Raw genomic sequence first — 19,753 nt, forward strand, 5'->3', positions numbered from 1 at the left:
GCCGGTCAGAGCACAAGCACCGCAACCGCTGCGAGGAGCAGCAGGAACGACGCCGCGAACGATCCGATGGCCAGCACCTTCAGACCTCGCACACGCTCCGGTGGTGCCGCGTCCTGAAGGCGCGTCGGTTCGACCGGTGTCGGATCAGTGGCGAACTGGTCGAAGACGCACGGGGCGTCGGGGAAATCGGCCCACGGTGCACCGTCGGGAACGAGATGTTCACTGGCCATGACCGCCAACACCGCGTCGGCATCGCGGGGACGTTGGGCGGGATCTGGGTGGGTCATCCAGGCCAGCAGCGGCCACAGCCGTGCCGGAAAAGAGACGGGCACCTCCCCGGCGCGCTCTCCGGTGAGCAGTCGTTTGCCGACGACTCCGGCGGCGTACAGGTCATGCATCGGTGCCGGTTCGGCGCCCAGCGCGAGGTCCGGTGCCAGATAGCCGGGCGTCCCGATACTCATCATCGTTTCGGTCAGGCGCGGCTCATCCCGGACCACGGCGACTCCGAAGTCGGCGACACGCAGACAAGGGCGGCCAGTTCCGGTGGCCTCCAACAGGAGGTTCGCCGGCTTGATATCGCGGTGCACGACCCCGTGGCGATGGATCTCCCCGAGGGCCTGCACGAGTTGGTGCACAAGCACCGCGACGAAGGTTTCCGGGAGTGCCCCGTGATCGCGAATGAAGGTCTCCACGGTGCCGCCGCGAACGAGATCCATGCTGAGCACCACGGTGTCGTCATCGGCGGCCCAGCCACTCGGCGCCACGATGTGCGGGTGATCGAACCGCAGTCCCTGCTCACGCACGAAACGCAGCAGATTCGACGATCCCGCATCAGACAACTGCTTGACCGCCACCTCATGGTTGCTCTTGCGGTCGAAGGCACGCCACACCGCCCCCATGCCACCTGAGCCGATCTGTTCGCGCAGTTCGAAACGCCCGGCGATGACGCTGGGGACGGTGGAAGGCGTGGAGTTGTTCATCACCAGTCAGGCTAGGTCATGGATGCCCGGCCATGCGGGCACCGCGTCAGTTGAAGAAGCCCAGGAAGATACCGCCGATGGCGATGACGCCCATCACGATCACGAAGTAGTTGCTGTACGCCTTGCGGAACGGCTTGAGAGCCTCCACCTTGTAGATCGCGATCATCGGCATGATGTACAGGATCGACGCGATGACCGGGCCGGACAGGCTTTCGATGAGACCGAGGATGCTCGGGTTCACCACAGCGACGCCCCACGTCGTGAGGAACATGAACACTGCGACTCCGGCGGCCAGTCGCTTGGGGCCCCATTTCTCAGCCTTTTCGGGCATGAGCCCACGCGCGATACCGGCCGCGCCCTCGGCGGCTCCGAGGTAGTGACCGAAGAATGAGGAGAAGATCGCCGCGATGGCGATGGCCGGCCCCATGTATGAGATGACTGGCGCGTCGAACACGTTCGCGAGGTGCGACAGCACCGGGATGTTCGCCTCCCTGGCGTCGCTGAGTCCGTCCATGCCCAGCGCGAGTACACAGGACCACACGAAGAACATGGTGAACACCACGAGCAGGCCTGTGGTGATGATCAACGTCTTCGACGCCTCCTGTGCCGAACGTTCACCATGTTGACGCTGCATCGCCAACGAGAACTGCGAAATTGCCGGCGAATGGTTGAAGGCGAACACCAGCACCGGGATGATCAGCCACACTGCGAGCAGAAAGCCACCGGGTGAGAAGGACGTGTCGCCCTGCAGACCGGAGAGGTCCCACGATGGGATCAGATAGAGTGAGATGCCGAACAACGCCAGGATCAACGGGTAGACCAAGGCCTGCGTGACGATCAGCATGAGCGTCTCGCCAAGGATCATCACCAGCATCATCAGGCCGATCAACACACCGGAGAGGATCCACCGTGGCGGGGCTGCCACACCGATCTGGTTCTCCAGCAGACTCTCGACCGTGTTGGTGATACCCACGCCATAGATCAGCACGATCGGATAGATCGCGAGAAAGTACAGCCACGTGATGGCACGACCAACCCCGGTACCGAAGTAATCCTCGGCGACGACCGTGATGTCTTCACCCTGCCGGGGCGACTTGCACACGAAACGAGCCAGAGCCCGGTGCGAGAAGTACGTCATCGGCGCGATCAGAAGCGTCACTATCAGCAGAGGCCAGACGCCGCTGGCACCTGCATTGATCGGCAGGAACAGGATCCCTGCCCCAACCGCCGTGCCGAACAGGCTGACGGCCCAGCTCAGATTGACGATGCGCGGGTTGGAGGACTTCACCTTGCTGGCGGAGGCCACAGAATCTTCGGTCATGTGAGAACACCATTGGTCGAGGTTGACTGTCAGGACGGATTCTACTCAGCCACGCAGGCGCTCTCAGGTGAAGCACACCTTAAGTGCGGAAAATCTCAGGCGCTCTTCGATCGTGACCGCTTGGCGGGGCGGGCACGCTGCACGACCTCGGGTTCGGCGCCATCCCGCACCGTGTCGCCGGTGATGATGACCTTGGCGATGTTCTCCTGTGAGGGGACGTCGAACATCACGTTGAGCAGGGTCTCCTCGAGGATGGCCCGCAGACCACGAGCACCGGTCTGACGCTCCAACGCAAGATCTGCGACCGCCTCGATGGCGTCCTCGGTGAGCTCGAGATCGACCCCATCGAGTTCGAACAGTTTGCGGAACTGCTTGGTCAGCGCGTTGCGTGGCTCGATGAGGATGCGCATCAGCGCCTCCTTGTCGAGCGGTTCCACCGTCGAGATCATCGGCAGACGCCCGATGAACTCGGGGATCAACCCGAACTTGTGCAGATCCTCCGGACGCACTTCTGCCGCAGTGGCCTCGGCCGCAGAACGGCGCGACTCAGGATCGTTGTTGAAGCCCAGCGGACGCTTGCCCACCCGGTCATCGATGATGCGATCCAGCCCGGCGAAGGCGCCACCGACGATGAACAGGATGTTCGTGGTGTCGATCTGGATGAAGTCCTGATGCGGATGCTTACGTCCACCCTGCGGAGGCACGGACGCCTGCGTCCCTTCCAAAATCTTCAGCAGGGCCTGCTGCACGCCCTCACCCGAGACGTCACGGGTGATCGACGGGTTCTCGGACTTGCGCGCGACCTTGTCGATCTCATCGATGTAGATGATGCCGGTCTCAGCCCGCTTGGTGTCGAAGTCGGCGGCCTGGATGAGTTTCAACAGGATGTTCTCGACGTCCTCACCGACGTAACCGGCCTCGGTGAGAGCGGTGGCGTCGGCCATGGCGAACGGCACGTTGAGCATACGAGCCAGCGTCTGGGCGAGATAGGTCTTGCCGCAGCCGGTGGGGCCGATGAGCAGGATGTTCGACTTGCCGAGTTCGACATCGTCATCGGACGCCGACCTGCGCGGCGTAGCGCCCATCTGTGCCTGCACGCGCTTGTAGTGGTTGTAGACCGCGACCGAGAGCGCCTTCTTCGCGCTGGTCTGCCCGATCACGTATTCGTCGAGGAACTCCAAGATCTGACGCGGCTTGGGCAATTCATCGATGAGTCCGAGGTCGCCTCCCTCGGAGAACTCCTCCTCGATGATCTCGTTGCAAAGGTCGATGCATTCATCGCAGATGTAGACGCCGGGGCCAGCGATGAGCTTCTTGACCTGCTTCTGGCTCTTCCCACAGAAGGAGCACTTCAACAGATCACCGCTCTCACCGATGCGTGCCATCCCACTCTCCTGATTCCTGCCGAAGTCCCGACACCCTAACCCGCCCCGGCGTCACCTTCGTGGATCCGGGACGGGCGCGGGAGGAACCTCGATCGAGATTCTCGTGCCGGGTCAGTTGTCGTTCTTCAGCGATTCGAAGATGTCGTCGATGAGGCCGTACTCCTTGGCCTCCTGTGCGGTCAGGTACTTGTCCCGCTCGACATCCTTGGAGATCTCTTCCTTGGGCTTGTCGGTCGCGTCGGCGATCATGTCTTCCATCAGCGACCGGATGCGCATGATCTCGTTCGCCTGGATCTCCAGATCCGAGGACTGCCCGTAGGACGCCTGCCCAGTCGAGGGCTGATGGATCAGGATCGTCGAGTTCGGCAGCGCGACCCGCTTGCCCTTGGTGCCGGCCGCGAGCAGCACGGCAGCGGCCGAGGCGGCCATACCCAAGCAGACGGTCTGCACATCGGGCTTGATGTAGCGCATGGTGTCGTAGATCGCCGTCATCGCGGTGAACGAGCCGCCGGGGCTGTTGATGTACATGCTGATCTGACGCTCGGGGTCCATCGACTGCAGGCAGAGCAGCTGGGCCATGACGGCATTGGCGATGTCGTCGGTCACCGGGGTACCGAGGAAGATGATGCGATCCTCGAACAGCTTGGTGTACGGATCGATCCGGCGCGTGCCGTAGGAGGTTCGCTCCTCCCACTGCGGGATGTAGTAATCCATCGACGGCGACATGGGTGGTGTCTGCGGCATCTGGTTCATCTGGGGCATCTGGGGCATCTCGAAGTTCATCACGCCCTCCTTCAGTTGTTCGGGGCGTCGCTGGTGATCTGCGAGGCCTGGCGGTAGACGTGGTCGATGAAGCCGTACTCGAGCGCCTGCTCGGCGGTGAACCAGCGGTCCCGATCGGAATCGGCGTTGATCTGGTCCACGCTCTGGCCGGTGTGCTCGGCGATGAGATCGGCCAACAGACGCTTGAGGTGCAACGACTGCTCGGCCTGGATCCGGATGTCGGAGGCGGTGCCGCCGAGGCCACCGGAGGGCTGGTGCATCATGATGCGGCTGTGCGGCAGCGCGTACCGCTTGCCCTTCGCGCCGGCGGACAGCAGGAACTGGCCCATCGATGCCGCCAGCCCCATGGCCACGGTGGCCACATCATTGGAGATCCACTGCATGGTGTCGTAGATCGCCATGCCGGAGTCGACCGAACCGCCGGGGCTGTTGATGTACAGGAAGATGTCCGATTCGGGATCTTCGGCGTTGAGCAGCAGCATCTGTGCGCAGATCGCGTTGGCGTTCTCGTCGCGCACCTCGGAGCCGAGGAAGATGATGCGGTTCTGCAGCAACGACTGATAGACGTTGTCGGTCATGCTGATACCGGTCGAGGAAGCCGAGGCCGCACGCGGCCCGGGCATGCCTGGAAGATTGCTCTGCTGATTCACGCCTTCGACGCTACCCGAGCGGCCCGACAGAATCGGAGCATCTCCCCCTGTGTTCGCTGTGGGCACAAGTGTTCGCCGTGGATGCGGGTGCGACCTCGGATGCGGGTGCCCACCGTGGGTGTGGGTGCCCGCCGTGGATGCGGGTGCCCACCGCGAACGCGGATGTTCGCCGCGGGTGCACGCTTCGAGCCCCACCGCCGAATCAGCGCTGGGGATCGGGCAGATCGGCGAGCGTCCGAGCGGCGGGCTGGTTACCATCAGAAGGTGTCCGCGCACTTGTGGTTGAGAGTGCGTATGCGGCGGGGCCGAGGAGGGTTTGGTCACCTGACCCGCCCCGCCGCGGACACCCGATATCAGAACGTTGCTGACGCCACCCCACCTCGACGTAACGCCGCACAGACCCGGCACAACGCAGAGATGAACCCGCAACAGCACCCCAAAACGTTGCTGACGCCACCCCACCTCGACGTAACGCCGCACAGACCCGGCACAACGTCAAGGTGGAACGAGGGTCTGCCGCGTATTTGGTTGACAGGTCCCCCAGGGCGAACCAAACGGCCGGTGTGATCGGCTGCCGGCCTCTTCGAACTCTGCGGAATGAGTTCGAAGGGTCCGCATTGACAAGGAGCCACGTTGACAAAGAGCCACATTGGCAAGGGCCGCGTTGACAAAGAGCCACATTGGCAAGGGCCGCATTGACAAGGTCCCCAGGGTTGTCGACACGAAGGCACGAGAGCGCGCGCCGTCTCTGATCGTTGAAACCACACGTTCCAACACCTTGAACATCACGAACGCGCGTGCACCCTGCAGGGCGCACGCGCGTTCGAGGCGTCAGAGCGTCAGCGTGTTCAGGCGTCCTCGGCCTTTTCGCCGTCAGCCGTCTCGTCGTCAGCAGGGGCCTCGGACTCCGACTCATCGGCCTTGTTGGCGGCACCCTCGGCGGCGGCAGCAGCCTGGGCCTCCTCCATCGCAGCAGCGGCGTCCCGCGCGGCCTGGAGTTCCTCCTCCGACGCGAGCGAACCGTCCTGACGCAGACGCGAGAAGTCGAGGTCGTTGCCCTCGCCATCGGTGATCTTGGCCTTCTCGACCATGTCGGCCATGGCCTTGCTGCGGCGGATCTCCTGAGCCCACTCGGCCTGGTGCCCGTGCTCGTTCATGTGCTGGAACTCCTCCTGCGGGGAGGTTCCGTTCTGCTGGGCCCGGTACATGATGTGCTGCATCATGTCCTGGTCGCCCACCTGCACATCGGCTTCGTCGGCGTACTGGTCGAGCACCAGCTGACCACGAACTGCCGACTCGGCGGCCTTGTCCACGTCGGCCCAGAACTCCTCGGCGTTCTCGGCGTCGTCGGAGTTCTCGAGGTACTGGTCCAGAGTCATGCCTGCGCGAGCGAGCTGAGCGTTGATCTGCTCGTGCCGGTTCTTGACCTGCTCCTCGAGGAACTTCTCGGGAAGCTCGAAATCGAGCTCCTCGAGGATGCTCTCGAGCACCTTGTTGCGGGCCTCGTCGGCCTGCTCCAGGCGAGCGCGGTTCTCGAGGTTCTTGCTCAGGTCGGCACGCATCTCCTCAGCGGTGTCGAACTCCGAAACCATCTGGGCGAACTCGTCGTCCACCTCCGGCAGCTCACGCTGCTGGACCTTCTGCACGGTCACGGTGATGTCGACCTTCTCGCCGCGCAGCGGGCCACCGACGAGTTCGGACTCGAAGGTGGCGTTCTCGCCAGCCGACAGGCCGACGACGGCTTCTTCGAGGCCCTCGAGCATGCCCTCCTGCCCGACGATGTAGGAGATTCCCTCGGCCGAGGCGTCCTCGAGCTCCTCGCCGTTCTTCTTACCGACGAGGTCGATGATCACCAGGTCATCCTTGGCAGCGGCACGCTCCACGTCGACGCTGGTGGCGAAGCGCTCACGGAGCAGCTCGATCTGCTCCTCGATCTGCCCCTCCTCGACCGCCGGCATCGGCACATCCACCGACACCTTCGAGACGTCGGGCAGAGTGAAGTCGGGGCGCACGTCGACCTCGGCCACGAACTCAACGAACTTCTTGTCCTCAAGCTGCGTCATCTCGATGTCCGGCTGCCCGAGCGGGTGCAGGTCGTTCTCATCGATCGCGTTGGCGTAGATACCGGGCAGGGCCTGGTTCACCGCGTCGGAGAGCACCGCACCGCGGCCGAAGCGCTGATCGATGATGGCGGGCGGCACGTTCCCCTTGCGGAAACCCGGAACGTTGACCTGCTGCGCGATCTCGCGATAGGCCCGATCGAGCGTCGGCTTCAGCTCCTCGAAAGGAACCTCGATGGTCATCTTGACCCGGGTCGGGCTCAGCTTCTCAACAGTCGTGGGCAAGGGTGTCTCCTGAACCAAATGGCGTACAAGTGCGGAGAGTCTCCGCAGGTCCGACTCATCGTAGCCATCCGTCCGCAGGCACGCGAATGCCGAGAACCCGTTTTCGCACGGTTCCCCTCATGATTCTTCGTCGACCCCACGCCCCGATGAGACCTCGACCACACGCAGCGCCCGTGAACGGGCCACCCGCAGGTAGCAGCGGAGGAACCTGAAATACTTCATCCCGAGGAGGATGATGCAGGTGGAGTTCTCGACGCCTCCGATCCCTTCCCACTGCGAGCACAGCCAGATGGAGCGAACCGACCCCGCCGCGATGCACCACTCCCCCGCCGCGCCACCCCGAGTCCGATCCGGCCGCACCGTCACCGCCCGGCCCCACCCGGCCCTCGAAAGACCAATCGCTGATGACCCAACCGCCGACACCCAAGGAGACCCATGAAGAACATCCTCGTCGCCTGCGGCGGCGCCGTCGTCACCGCTCAGGTCGCCGCCGACGCAGTCCGTACCCTGTGCCAGAAGCACGGGATCGACGCTCGGGTGCACCAGTGCCGCATCAACCAACTTCCCGACCATGTGGAGGGCGCGGATCTGATCGTGGCCACCACGCGCGTCGACGCGGATTACGGGGTGCCCGTCGTGCCGGGCATCGCCTTCATCTCCGGCGTCGACCGGGAGGGCGCCGAGCGGGCGATCCTGGAGGCCCTGCAGAGCTGACGCCGACGTAGTGTTGGATCATGCGCTTCACACGAGCCAGGATCCGAGACGGCGAGGCACCGCAGGGCTCACGCGTTCTGGTGGACCGCATCTGGCCCCGCGGCATGAAGAAAGAGAATGCCGACGTCGACCTGTGGGCGAAGGACCTCACACCCAGCACCGACCTTCGCAAGTGGTTCCATGCCGACCCCGAGGGACGCCACGACGAGTTCGCCGAGCGATTCATCCATGAGCTCGACGAAACCGATCACCAGGAGACGCTCGACCGGCTCGCCGATCTTCCCAAGAACCGGGCCGTGGTGCTCCTCACCGACGCCAAGGACATCGACCGGAGCCATGTGCCGATCATCGAGGAGTGGCTGCATGAGCACGTGCGATGACCTGCACCCAGGAGCGTCACGATGACTGACCTCTGCGTCACGCAGGTGCCGATCTTCCGCCACCTCTCACGGCCTCATCAGGAGGCCGTGGCCGAACGTGCGCGCCCATTGCATGCCGCCGACGGCGAGTACCTCTACCACCAGGGTGCCGCGGACGCACCACTGATCATCCTTCATGAAGGCGCGGTGAAGTTGACCCGGGTCAGCAGCGAAGGACGCGAGCGCGTCATTGCGCTCATGGAGCCCGGAGACTTCAGCGGCGAGTCCTCCCTGCTCACCGGCGCTCGCCCCGATCACAGCGCCATCGCGGTCGGCGACGCCATTGCCTGCTCCTTCGTCCACCGGGATTTCACCATGCTTCTCGCCCAGCACCCAGGTGTGGGCATGGCGATGCTGGGCGAGCTGAGCCGACGCTTGGGCGATGCACAGGATTCCTTGGAGCAGGTCGCAAGCCGCAGCGTCGAGGCCCGGATCGCGGACCACCTCTTGGGGCTTGAAGCCAGCGCTGACCTGCGCGTCGAACTCCAGCTCCCCAAAAAAGACGTCGCTTCGATGCTCGGCACCACACCAGAAAGCTTCAGCCGTGGAGTGACCCGCCTGACCGAGAAGGGCCTCGTGGAACTCGATGGCCCACGAGGCTTCATCCTTCTGGACGTTGACGGGTTGATCGAAGCGACCCGAGCCTGAGCTCGTCTCGTCAGACGTTCGTCAACTTCGCCGGCTGCGCCGACCCAGCGGAAGTCCGCGGGGTGACGATGTCCTTCGGCTGCCACCGCGTCAGACGCAGGGCGTTGAGGATCACTGCCAGCACACTGGCCTCGTGCACGAGCATGCCGATCGACATCCCCACTCGCTCGAAGACGACGCCGGTGAGCAGGAGCACAACCGTCGCCAGAGCGATCACGGTGTTCTGCGTCATGATGGCGACAGTGCGGCGGGCGAGCCTCTGGGCATGGGCGAGCTGTTCCAGCCGGTTGCCGGCCAGGACCACGTCTGCGGTTTCAACCGACACATCCGTCCCCGCCCCCATGGCGACACCCACGTTCGCAGCAGCGAGGGCAGGAGCATCGTTGAGGCCGTCGCCGACCATCGCCACGTTGGCGCCACCGTCAACGAGCCGCTTCACATGCGCAACCTTGTCCTCGGGCAACAGCTGGGCGCGCACCTCATCGATGCCGGCCTGCTGCGCCACATGGGCGGCTGCGCGGGGGTTGTCGCCGGTGAGCATGACGAGCTCCTTGACCCCGCCACGGTGTAGGGCGGCCATCGCCTCACTCACGCCGGGGCGCAGCGCGTCGGCGATCACGACATGGCCGTGCAATTCACCGTCGACGACGACGAAGGAAACAGTGCCCCCCTGCGCCTCGGCGGCCCGGACCTCGGCGGCGAGATCGTCACTCAGGGGCTGGTCGACCAGCCTGAACGAGCCGACACCGACGCTGCGTCCACCGACCACTCCAGTGAGCCCAACGCCGCGCAGTACCTCCACCTGGTCGGGCCCGTGCAGGTCGAGGCCCTGCTCACGAGCCGCTGTCACCAGCGCACGGGCCAGCGGATGCTCGGACGCCAGCTCGAGCGAGGCGGCAGCGGCGAGGAGCTCTTCCTCGGTGCCCTGGACAGCACGCACCTGCGTCACGACGGGACGGCCCTCGGTGAGGGTTCCGGTCTTGTCGAGCACCATCGTGTCGACCCCGGCCAGACGCTCCACGGCGTCGCCGCCCTTGAGGATGGCTCCCCGTTTCGCGCCATTGCCGATACCGGCGACGATCGCGACCGGCGTTGCGATCACCAACGCACCGGGGCAGGCGATCACGAGAAATGTGAGCCCCAGCGACGCATCACGCATGATGAGACCGAAGAGGACGGCCGCAACAATGACGGCCGGGGTGTAGATGGCAGCGAACCGATCGAGGAACTGCTGCCGCGGCGCCTTGGCGTCCTGGGCATCCTCGACGAGTTCGATGATGCGGGCAAAGGTGGTGTCGTCGCCCACCTGGGACGCCGAGACGATGAGGAAACCGTTGTCGAGCGTGGTTCCGGCGAACACATCGTCACCGGCTGCACGTTCGACGGGCACGGGCTCACCGGTGATGGCGGCCTGCTCCAAGTGGCCGACGCCTTCGACGATGCGGCCATCGACAGGCACCGAATCGCCGGCCTTGATGACCACGAGGTCCCCCTCGGCGATCTCGGTCACATCGATCTCGATCTCCTCACCATCACGCCGGATGCGTGCGGTGGTGGGAGCGGCGTCGACCAGTTCACGGATCGAGGTCCGGGTGCGTTCCAACGAACGCTGTTCGAGCCAGGCCCCGAAGAGGAACAGGAAGGCCACGACGCCCGATTCGACGTATTCACCGATGATCAGCGCGCCGATGACAGCGATCGTGACCAGTAGGTCGATCGAGAATGTTCGGTAGCGGAGCGCCGCCATCGCCCTCTTGGCGATCGGTGCCCCGGCGATGACCGACGCAGCGATGAGCGCCGCATCTTGGATGACCGGGGCGTCGAGGAGCCACGCTCCGAATCCCACGATCAGACCGGCGCCGGCGCCCCAAACAAGGTGTTCTGAGGTGAGTTTGCGCATGTCGGCGACTCCTTTCATCTGGACGGGGCAGGATTCAGTGCGTTGTGGTGCGGGTCTTGACCACGGGGTACCCAAGCCCGTCGATGACCTTGCCGATGGTCTCGGCCGAGGTCTGGGAGTCATCGAAGACGACCTTGACGCGCGAGGAATTGAAGCCGACATCGACAGATTCGACGCCGTCCATACGGCCCACGGCCGATTCGATCTTCTTGATGCAGGAGGGGCAGCTGAACGGCTTGGTGGTGAAGGTTCCGAGGGTCATTGTCATGTCCTTTCCTGAGGGAGATCGATTCGACCTCCGGTGAATCAGATGACTCCATGGAATCCTCGAACCGCCTTTTCCGCCTTGACGCGCGTCAAGCCGGGCCTACGCCCCCACACCTGCGCCTCCACCTCGACGTTGTGCCGTGCAGTCACGGCACAACGTCGAGGTGGGGCGTCAGTGACCAGGGTGTCGCTCCGCAGCACATCTGGGCATTGACATACTCACACCGCTGTAACTACCATCCCTAGTGCTGGTTCGGTCGGAAATTCCCCATATATGGAGACACTCTCCTATATGGGCACCATGGAATCGTCGGCCGAGACAACAGGGAACCCTGTGTGAATCAGGGACTGCCCCGCAGCGGTGAGAGGGAACGAACCGCGGCATCAAGCACTGGCCACAACGGCTGGGAAGCGCCGCACAGTAGGTCCGCGTCTATGTGACGCCCGCCCTCGAGTCCGAATACCTGCCAGCAGCCGGGTCACCACCCGGTTGTCCGACACATCGGTCTCGTGGGAGGACCGGGCGCAATGATCCATGCCACCTCCCCACGGGCCTTCTGCTTCGAGGAGAGAGCATGTCGACCACCGACGCCACCCCCATCACCGTCTACAGCAAGCCCGCCTGCGTCCAATGCACCGCCACCTATCGCGCCCTCGACAAGGTCGGCGTCCACTACGAGGTCATCGATCTCACCGAGGACGCCCGTGCCATGGATGAGGTGACCGCGCTCGGCCACCGGCAGGCCCCCGTCGTCGTGAACGGCGACGACCACTGGTCGGGCTTCCGCCCCGACCGCATCCAGGCCGCGGCGCAGCGTCTGCTCAGCGCCTGAGCGACGCGGAGCCGTGAAGCTCGTCTACTTCTCGGCAGCGTCGGAGAACACCCACCGGTTCGTCCTCAAACTCCAGACGAACGGAACACGGGTCGACGCCATCCGCCTCCCCATGGGCCGGAATGCACCGGCTCCCCTGATCACCGATCCCTACATCCTTCTGGTCCCCACCTACGGATGCGGCAACCCACGCACCGCGGTGCCCCGCCCGGTGGCCCGATTCCTCAACATCGAGGCCAATCGTGCCCTGCTCCGTGGCGTCATCTCCTCCGGCAACACGAACTTCGGTTCGTCGTACTGCATGGCCGGCCGGATGATCGCCGACAAGTGCGCCGTGCCCCATCTGGACAGTTTCGAACTCCTGGGAACACAGGAGGACGTCAGTCGCATCCGAGAAAGGCTGCTCACCGCATGACCTCCCTGCTCACCGACACCGGCACCGAACCGATCGCCGAAGAACGGGCCAACTACCACGCCCTCAATGCCCTGCTGAATCTCTACGACGCCGACGGTCGCATCCAGTTCGATGCCGACCGCCGCGCCGCCCACGCTTACTTCATCGAACACGTGAACAAGAACACCGTCTTCTTCCACTCCCTGAAGGAGAAACTCGACCATCTCGTGGAGGAGGGCTACTACGAGGAACAGGTTCTGGCCGACTACGACTTCGCCTTCATCAAATCCCTGTTCAAACGCGCCTACGCGGTGAAGTTCCGGTTCCCGACATTCATGGGTGCCTTCAAGTACTACACCTCCTACACGCTCAAGACCTTCGACGGCACCCGCTATCTGGAGAGGTTCGAGGACCGGGTCTGCATGGTCGCACTGACGCTGGCCGCCGGCGATCGCACCCTGGCCGAGCATCTGGTGGACGAGATCATGTCCGGACGCTTCCAGCCCGCCACCCCCACGTTCCTCAACGCCGGCAAGGCGCAGCGGGGCGAACTGGTCTCCTGCTTCCTGCTGCGCGTCGAGGACAACATGGAGTCGATCGCACGGGCCATCAACTCCTCGCTCCAGCTCTCCAAACGCGGCGGCGGAGTCGCCCTGTCACTCACGAACCTGCGGGAGGCCGGGGCACCCATCAAGCAGATCCAGAACCAGTCCTCCGGCGTCATCCCGATCATGAAACTGCTGGAGGATTCGTTCAGCTACGCCAATCAACTCGGCGCCCGTCAGGGAGCCGGAGCCGTATACCTGAACGCCCATCACCCCGACATCCTCGCGTTCCTCGACACCAAGCGGGAGAACGCCGACGAGAAGATCCGCATCAAGACGCTCTCCCTCGGCGTCGTGATCCCCGACATCACCTTCGAACTCGCTCGCAACAACGAAGACATGTACCTGTTCAGCCCCTACGACGTGGAGCGGGTGTACGGCGTCGCCATGAGCGAGATCTCGGTCACCGAGAAGTACCGGGAGATGGTCGATGACAAGCGGATCTCCAAGACCAAGATCAATGCGCGACGATTCTTCCAGACCCTCGCGGAGATCCAGTTCGAGTCGGGTTACCCGTACCTGATGTTCGAGGACACGGTGAACCGCGAGAACCCGATCGACGGGCGTATCACCATGTCGAACCTGTGCTCGGAGATCCTGCAGGTGTCGACGCCGTCCACCTACCGCGAGGACCTCTCGTTCGACGAGATCGGCAAGGACATCTCGTGCAACCTCGGGTCACTCAACATCGCCAGGGCGATGGATTCACCCGATCTGGGCCACACTGTGGAGACCGCCGTGCGGGGCCTGACGGCGGTCTCGGACCAGTCCGACATCGGGTGCGCCCCCAGCGTCGAACGCGGTAACGCCATGAGTCATGCGATCGGCCTCGGGCAGATGAACCTGCATGGATATCTCGCCCGTGAACGCATTCATTACGGCTCCGAGGAGGGGCTCGATTTCACGAACATGTACTTCTACACCGTCACATTCCACGCACTGCGGGCCTCGTGCCGCATCGCGCAGGAACGCGGCGAATGGTTCGACGGTTTCGAGCGCAGCGCCTACGCGTCCGGTGACTACTTCACCAAATACCTCGAGAGTGAATGGACGCCCCGCACCACCCGAGTCGCCGAACTGTTCGCCGACGCCGGCATCCACCTCCCCACCGTGGACGACTGGCGGGAACTGGCCGCCGACGTGGCCCGGTACGGGCTGTACAACCAGAACCTGCAGGCGGTTCCTCCCACCGGGTCGATCAGTTACATCAACCACTCCACGAGCTCGATCCACCCGATCGTGGCCAAGGTCGAGATCCGCAAGGAGGGCAAGCTCGGCCGCGTCTACTACCCCGCCCCGTACATGACCAACGACAACCTCGAGTACTACCGGGACGCCTACGAGATCGGCCCCGAAGCGATCATCGACACCTACGCCGAGGCCACCAAACACGTGGACCAAGGCCTGTCTCTGACGCTCTTCTTCCCCGACACCGCCACGACGCGTGACATCAACCGCGCGCAGATCCATGCCTGGCGCAAGGGCGTCAAGACCCTCTACTACATCCGGCTGCGACAGCAGGCCCTCGCGGGCACCGAGGTCGACGGCTGCGTCAGCTGCACGCTCTGATCAGAAAGGACCACCATGACCACCACACCCGCCCTGCGAGGCGTCCCGGCGATCAATTGGAATCGCGTGACCGATGACATCGATGCCGACGTCTGGGACCGTCTCACCAGCAATTTCTGGCTGCCCGAGAAGGTTCCGCTCAGCAATGACCTCTCCTCGTGGCGGACGCTCACCGCCGACGAGCAGACCATGACCACCCGCGTCTTCGCCGGGCTGACCATGCTCGACACGATCCAGAGCACCGTCGGCGCGATCTCGCTCATGCCCGACGCCCGCACGCCGCACGAGGAGGCGGTCTACACCAACATCGCCTTCATGGAGTCGGTGCACGCCAAGAGCTACAGCTCCATCTTCTCCACGCTGCTGTCGACCGATGAGATCGACGATGCCTTCCGCTGGAGCGAGGAGAACGAGAATCTGCAGCGCAAGGCCAAGATCGTGCTCGACAACTACTGGGGTGACGATCCGGAGAAACGCAAGGTGGCGTCGACCATGCTCGAGTCGTTCCTGTTCTACTCCGGTTTCTACGCGCCCATGTACTGGTCGAGCCGGGCCAAGCTCACCAACACCGCCGACCTGATCCGGCTCATCATCCGCGATGAGGCCGTGCACGGGTACTACATCGGCTACAAGTTCCAGTTGGCCGCAGCCGAGGCGTCGCCGGAGCGTCAGGCGGAATTGAAGGACTTCACCTTCACGCTGCTGCAGGAGCTGTACGACAACGAGGATGCCTACACCGAGGATCTCTACGATCCTCTGGGTCTGACCGAGGACGTGAAGATGTTCCTGCGGTACAACTCCAACAAGGCGTTGATGAACCTCGGCTACGAGGCCCTGTTCCCCAAGGAGGCCACGGCGGTGAACCCGGCGATCCTGGCCGCGCTCTCCCCCAGCGCCGATGAGAACCACGATTTCTTCTCCGGTTCGGGCTCCTCGTATGTCATGGGCAAGGCCGTCGACACCCAGGACGAGGATTGGGAGTTCTGAACGAGACCCCGCTTTCACCTTGACGTTGTGCCGGGCTGTCCCGGCGCAACGTCAAGGTGAGCCACAGAGCACGTCTCCATCTCGGTCTGATGCCGGTGGGACGCGGCGACAAGCTCCCGCAGGACGCCAAGATCGGCGTCGGCGAGCTTGGTGAGGTAGAGGCAGCTGCGGCCGGTGCGGTGCTTGCCGAGCCGGCCCAGCAGATCGCCGTAGCGATCGAAACCCTCGGCGATGTAGATGGTGAGCGCCGCTTTGCGGGGGCAGAACCCGATCGCGCCCATCTCACCGATACGCCCGGACGCCAGCCGGTACTGCACGCATCCGAAGCCGATGATGCTCGGACCCCAGAGGACCGGCGGCTCTCCCGAGATGTCCTGCATCATCGCGATGAGTTGGCGTGCCTCGTCACGTCGACGTTCGCTGAGACCAGCGAGAAAATCGTCGATGGAGGCATCGGTCGGCTGGGTCTTGTTGGCCACGGCGACAGGGTACGTGCGACGCGAAGGCCCCCCATGCAGTGGCCCTTCATGCACGGACAGCCACGTCGCCGCCCCTCCTATTGTTGATTATGATTCGCACCATGCCGATTCTTCAGGACACCGTCATCGACAGCCACGGCGTACGTCTACGGCCTCTCACCGAGGCTGATGTCCCCTTGATCGCCGAGGCCTGCGCCGACCCTGCGTCGCAGTACTGGTTGCCGATCCTCCGCCCGTACACGCTCGATTCGGCGCGGGAGTTCGCACTGGAGCTCGCACCCCACTCGCACGCGTCGGGTGACGGTATCGAGCGCGGCGTCGAGGTGGACGGCGAGTTCGTCGGCGTCGTGGGCCTGAAGAAGACCGACTGGCGAGTGGGCCGGACCGAAGCCGGCTACTGGGTGGCTCCATGGGCACGCGGCCGCGGTATCGCGGCCAAGGCGTTGTGCGCGATCACCGACTGGGCGCTGGACACCCAGGGGATGCGTCGCGTCGAGATACATGTCGCCACCGGGAACGCCGCGTCGCTGGCCACCGCCGAACGCGCGATGTTCACCCGGGAGGGGACGCTGCGCCACGCGAACGTGATCGATGGCGAGCCGGTGGACATGGTGCTGTTCAGCCGCCTCACCGCGGACCCTCGACCCGCCTGAGGCGCCCTGCCTCCCGGAGACGCCTGCCCTTCTCGTCGGCCCCGATTCAGTCGCGGGGCAGCAGCATCGTCACCGTCAGTGTGGTGGGTTCGAGGGCCGTGACCGCATGCCGCAGCATCGGCGTCAGATGCAGCACCTGGCCCGGTTCGAGGGTGATCGGACCGTCGGGGAGGGTGAACTCCACGCGACCCCGGATCACCTGGATCAGGACGGGGTGGCGGGCGGCGTGGTCGGCGAGCACATCACCGGTGGCGAACTCGAAGGCCACCACCTTGGTGCCGTCGACGGCGAGAACGGCTTTGGCGCCGGGTTTGCCATTGCGACTGTCGGCCTGATCGATGAGGGCGGCGAGCGTCGCCTCTCCCTCACTGTCACCTGCGGTGGAACCTTGATCGACCAGCCCGGCCGTCACCGTCTCGGGGGATTCGTCAGCATTCATGGTGGCTCCTCCTCATCGCCGATGAACCCACCGTAACGGCCGACATTTTCGCGGTATCACCCCGTGCGCCGATGACCCACAGCGCAAATCGGCCTCGATACGGAACCGGCCCTTCTTCCGGTTGGGCGACAGCCCGCACTCAGCGCTTCCAATACCCGCAGAAGGTGACCTCGCCCTTGCACCAGCCGCGCTGCTTCACGAGGTGCCGACGCACTCCCGTGGCGAGCCGGGACTCACCCACGGCGAAGGCATGGCGATCGACCTCGGGAAGGCCGAGACCGACGAGCGCCGCCAGAACCGCGTCCCCCGGGTTCTGCCCCGGGCGACGGAGCAACCACTGAAGGTCCATACCTTCAGGAGCATCGACGCCTTGGGCGTCGGCGAGATCTGCGACCTCGATCATGGCAACCCCTCGGGCATCTTGTGGCAGGTCCCGCAGGATCCCCAGTACGGCGGGGATGCCGGTCTCATCGGCGGCGATCAGCAGGTGCCCACGGGCGTCGGGCCAACCGCAGCCCTGGTCGAGGATGACCGCCGGGTCGCCGGGCCGCGCCGCGAGGGACCAGGGACCGGCCACCCCAGAATCGCCGTGGATGACGAAGTCGATATCGAGTTCCCGTGTTTCGGGACGCCAGTTGCGCAGGGTGTAACTCCGAACAGTGGGACGCCTGGACTCCGGAAGCGCCTGAAGTTTGCGGTAGGAGCCGATCGTCATGCGTTGTGGAACCTGATCGAGCCCACTCAGGTCTGCCGAGGGCAGGAAGAGCCGCACCCACTGATCGAAGCCGCGCCAGTGCAACCGGTCGAGGTCAGCACCGGTGAAGGTGACGCGCTGCATGTGGGGCGTGATCCGCTCGGCCCTCACCACCTCGACGCGGAGCGGGCCGCCTTCCTGCGTGACGGTGATCGTGCTCATGCCGCGCTTCCTTGACGCCTGTTCTCATTGCTCGCCCCGCTCCCGTCGGCCGCAGCGGCATGCCGAACGGCCACGATGGTGCCGCTCAGCGCGAGGATCGAGCATCCCACCAGAACCACGTGGTAGCCGAATGTGCCGGCCGCATACAGAAGGGCGGCGCCGAGAATGTAGCTGGCGACCATCGCAACAGCGGCCAGCATGGTGAAATCGGTGGCTTCCGAACCGGGGCGACACATTGACATGTTCACCGTGTAGACCACGGTGCTGGCCGCAGCCATGGCCGCCACGAAGACGCTGAGAGCCACCATGGTGGGCACCAGCGGGGCGTGCCCGAGGGCCAAAGGCAGAAGTGCCAACGTGGCGAGAGCGTCGACGAGGCCAGCAACGAGCAGACAGTTCCGGCGCCCGAAACGCGTCACACACGGCCCCACCACCAATGACGCCAGAGCTGCGGGCGCCGCGAGGAACATGCCCAGAACCCACCCGAGTCGGTCGAGCCCCCAGCCGGCGTCGGCGAGGGCCGGACTGAGGAGTCCGTAGGCCGAGGTCGTTCCCGCCAGGAACAACGGCATGACCAGCAACCCCCATACGCGACCGTCAGGCTGAGCGAAGACGCGCATGAGCGCAGAATAGGCACCGGCGAGCCCGGGCACAGGGGCGTCGGAGACCTTCTCGCGGTGGGCGAGCACCATGGGGAGCGGGAGGAGGGACAACGTGGTCAGGGTGATCATGGCCGCCACCCAGCCGAAGGCATCGTAGACAAGGACGATGATTCCGCCGCCGAAGACGTTGCCGAGCCACTGGGCGGCGTTCGCGATGCCATTGGCCAGCGGCCGTGTTCGGTCGGTGACGGCTCGGGCAGTGAGACCATCGGCGGCGATGTCCTGCGTCGCACTGACGAATGTGTAGGTGGCGATGAGGACGCCGAGGAGCCCGAGGTTGCGCTCGGGGGCGGGCAGCGCGACCAAGCCGAGGCCGGTGAGCGCCAGAAGCGGCTGGAGCACCAGCAGCCACGTTCGGTAGTGGCCGTGTCGGGTGCGTCCGAAGCGGTCGATGAGCGGGGCCCAGAGAGGCTTGAGCGCCCAGGTGATCCCCGCAAGACTCATCGCGGCAAGGCTCTCGAGAGCGACTCCACGCTGGCGCAGCATGGCGGTCAGCCCTACGTAGATGAATCCGACGCCGAGATACTGCGTGATGTAGAGCGAGGAGACCAGCGGAAGTATGCGCTTGGCCGACCGGTGGGGTGCGCGCCGATGTTCCCGGTCGGCCCGCCCGTCGGCCCCGCGCGTACGCCCACGCACGTCGGTCATCGTGTTCGCCATACTCACCCCTTCGTTTTAGGCGAGCCTAACCTTAACCTCCTTCCGGTGTGGCTGCAACAGTGGCGCACCTCCCCACGGCCCGCGCACCCCGGCCGCGATCCCGCGGACAGGCGAAGGGCCCGCCCGGCGGTGCGATGGGGCCGG

20 protein-coding genes and 1 riboswitch are annotated in these 19,753 nt (G+C 64.7%); of the genes, 8 read left to right on the forward strand and 12 right to left on the reverse strand.

The genetic code is table 11. The features are described from left to right. Nucleotides 1-5 precede the first annotated feature (5 nt). From FB460_RS07990 to tig, 6 genes are all read right to left on the reverse strand, one after another. Nucleotides 6-980 (reverse strand): serine/threonine-protein kinase, encoded by a 975-nt coding sequence (locus FB460_RS07990; protein WP_142093611.1) that lies wholly within the window; start codon nt 978-980, stop codon nt 6-8. Between the two features lie 46 nt (nt 981-1,026). Then, nucleotides 1,027-2,301: an SLC5/6 family protein gene (locus FB460_RS07995; protein ID WP_142093612.1), complete on the reverse strand. Its 1,275-nt coding sequence runs from the start codon at nt 2,299-2,301 to the stop codon at nt 1,027-1,029. 95 nt (nt 2,302-2,396) lie between these two features. Further along, on the reverse strand, nt 2,397-3,686 hold the full coding sequence (gene clpX, locus FB460_RS08000; protein ID WP_142093613.1) for an ATP-dependent Clp protease ATP-binding subunit ClpX: 1,290 nt from the start codon (nt 3,684-3,686) through the stop codon (nt 2,397-2,399). 111 nt (nt 3,687-3,797) lie between these two features. Beyond that, nucleotides 3,798-4,469, reverse strand: a complete 672-nt coding sequence (locus tag FB460_RS08005) for an ATP-dependent Clp protease proteolytic subunit (RefSeq protein WP_142093614.1) — start codon at nt 4,467-4,469, stop codon at nt 3,798-3,800. Between the two features lie 11 nt (nt 4,470-4,480). Then, complete coding sequence (locus tag FB460_RS08010) at nt 4,481-5,092, reverse strand: ATP-dependent Clp protease proteolytic subunit (RefSeq protein WP_142094278.1); 612 nt, start codon at nt 5,090-5,092, stop codon at nt 4,481-4,483. An 875-nt stretch (nt 5,093-5,967) separates the two neighbouring features. After that, on the reverse strand, nt 5,968-7,464 hold the full coding sequence (gene tig, locus FB460_RS08015) for a trigger factor (protein ID WP_142093615.1): 1,497 nt from the start codon (nt 7,462-7,464) through the stop codon (nt 5,968-5,970). Between the two features lie 435 nt (nt 7,465-7,899). On the opposite strand from tig, the gene FB460_RS08020 reads away from it, so the two are divergent. The 3 genes from FB460_RS08020 to FB460_RS08030 are packed head-to-tail and all read left to right on the forward strand — an operon-like array spanning nt 7,900 to nt 9,245. Then, nucleotides 7,900-8,178, forward strand: a complete 279-nt coding sequence (locus FB460_RS08020; protein WP_142093616.1) for a PTS sugar transporter subunit IIB — start codon at nt 7,900-7,902, stop codon at nt 8,176-8,178. Between the two features lie 20 nt (nt 8,179-8,198). After that, nucleotides 8,199-8,558: a DUF488 domain-containing protein gene (locus FB460_RS08025; RefSeq protein WP_142093617.1), complete on the forward strand. Its 360-nt coding sequence runs from the start codon at nt 8,199-8,201 to the stop codon at nt 8,556-8,558. 21 nt (nt 8,559-8,579) lie between these two features. Beyond that, entirely contained in the window at nt 8,580-9,245 is a 666-nt protein-coding gene (locus tag FB460_RS08030; protein ID WP_142093618.1) for a Crp/Fnr family transcriptional regulator, read from the forward strand. Between the two features lie 10 nt (nt 9,246-9,255). Here FB460_RS08030 and FB460_RS08035 read toward each other — a convergent pair whose 3' ends face one another. Both FB460_RS08035 and FB460_RS08040 read right to left on the reverse strand, forming a co-directional pair. Beyond that, complete coding sequence (locus tag FB460_RS08035; RefSeq protein ID WP_170210007.1) at nt 9,256-11,145, reverse strand: heavy metal translocating P-type ATPase; 1,890 nt, start codon at nt 11,143-11,145, stop codon at nt 9,256-9,258. A gap of 34 nt (nt 11,146-11,179) precedes the next feature. Beyond that, nucleotides 11,180-11,413 (reverse strand): heavy-metal-associated domain-containing protein, encoded by a 234-nt coding sequence (locus FB460_RS08040; protein ID WP_211345913.1) that lies wholly within the window; start codon nt 11,411-11,413, stop codon nt 11,180-11,182. Nucleotides 11,414-11,689: 276 nt separating this feature from the next. After that, nucleotides 11,690-11,898, forward strand: a riboswitch (cobalamin riboswitch). Nucleotides 11,899-11,987: 89 nt separating this feature from the next. Between FB460_RS08040 and nrdH the strand changes: the two genes are divergently transcribed. From nrdH to nrdF, 4 genes are read left to right on the forward strand one after another with little or no spacing between them, the layout of a single operon-like run. Continuing rightward, a complete protein-coding gene (nrdH, locus tag FB460_RS08045) occupies nt 11,988-12,245 on the forward strand; it encodes a glutaredoxin-like protein NrdH (protein WP_142093620.1) in 258 nt (85 codons plus the stop codon). Between the two features lie 13 nt (nt 12,246-12,258). Next, on the forward strand, nt 12,259-12,660 hold the full coding sequence (nrdI, locus tag FB460_RS08050; protein WP_142093621.1) for a class Ib ribonucleoside-diphosphate reductase assembly flavoprotein NrdI: 402 nt from the start codon (nt 12,259-12,261) through the stop codon (nt 12,658-12,660). Beyond that, on the forward strand, nt 12,657-14,813 hold the full coding sequence (nrdE, locus tag FB460_RS08055) for a class 1b ribonucleoside-diphosphate reductase subunit alpha (protein WP_142093622.1): 2,157 nt from the start codon (nt 12,657-12,659) through the stop codon (nt 14,811-14,813). The genes nrdI and nrdE overlap by 4 nt, the downstream gene beginning before the upstream one ends. A gap of 15 nt (nt 14,814-14,828) precedes the next feature. Further along, a complete protein-coding gene (gene nrdF, locus FB460_RS08060) occupies nt 14,829-15,800 on the forward strand; it encodes a class 1b ribonucleoside-diphosphate reductase subunit beta (RefSeq protein WP_142093623.1) in 972 nt (323 codons plus the stop codon). Between the two features lie 14 nt (nt 15,801-15,814). Here the strand turns inward: nrdF and FB460_RS08065 are convergent, their stop codons facing one another. Then, nucleotides 15,815-16,279, reverse strand: a complete 465-nt coding sequence (locus tag FB460_RS08065) for a DUF1801 domain-containing protein (protein WP_142093624.1) — start codon at nt 16,277-16,279, stop codon at nt 15,815-15,817. 101 nt (nt 16,280-16,380) lie between these two features. Here FB460_RS08065 and FB460_RS08070 point away from each other — a divergent pair, with 101 nt between their 5' ends. Then, the gene (locus FB460_RS08070) at nt 16,381-16,932 is read left to right on the forward strand and encodes a GNAT family N-acetyltransferase (protein ID WP_170210008.1); all 552 of its coding nucleotides are present in this window, start codon (nt 16,381-16,383) and stop codon (nt 16,930-16,932) included. Nucleotides 16,933-16,978: 46 nt separating this feature from the next. Here FB460_RS08070 and FB460_RS08075 read toward each other — a convergent pair whose 3' ends face one another. The 3 genes from FB460_RS08075 to FB460_RS08085 form a co-directional block, all read right to left on the reverse strand. After that, nucleotides 16,979-17,371, reverse strand: a complete 393-nt coding sequence (locus FB460_RS08075) for a cupin domain-containing protein (protein WP_211345914.1) — start codon at nt 17,369-17,371, stop codon at nt 16,979-16,981. A 139-nt stretch (nt 17,372-17,510) separates the two neighbouring features. After that, on the reverse strand, nt 17,511-18,287 hold the full coding sequence (locus tag FB460_RS08080) for a siderophore-interacting protein (RefSeq protein WP_142093626.1): 777 nt from the start codon (nt 18,285-18,287) through the stop codon (nt 17,511-17,513). Further along, nucleotides 18,284-19,609: an MFS transporter gene (locus tag FB460_RS08085; RefSeq protein ID WP_142093627.1), complete on the reverse strand. Its 1,326-nt coding sequence runs from the start codon at nt 19,607-19,609 to the stop codon at nt 18,284-18,286. The genes FB460_RS08080 and FB460_RS08085 overlap by 4 nt, the downstream gene beginning before the upstream one ends. Nucleotides 19,610-19,753 lie beyond the last annotated feature (144 nt).

The organism is Propioniferax innocua (assembly GCF_006716235.1).
In the GTDB taxonomy this organism is placed as follows: domain Bacteria; phylum Actinomycetota; class Actinomycetes; order Propionibacteriales; family Propionibacteriaceae; genus Propioniferax; species Propioniferax innocua.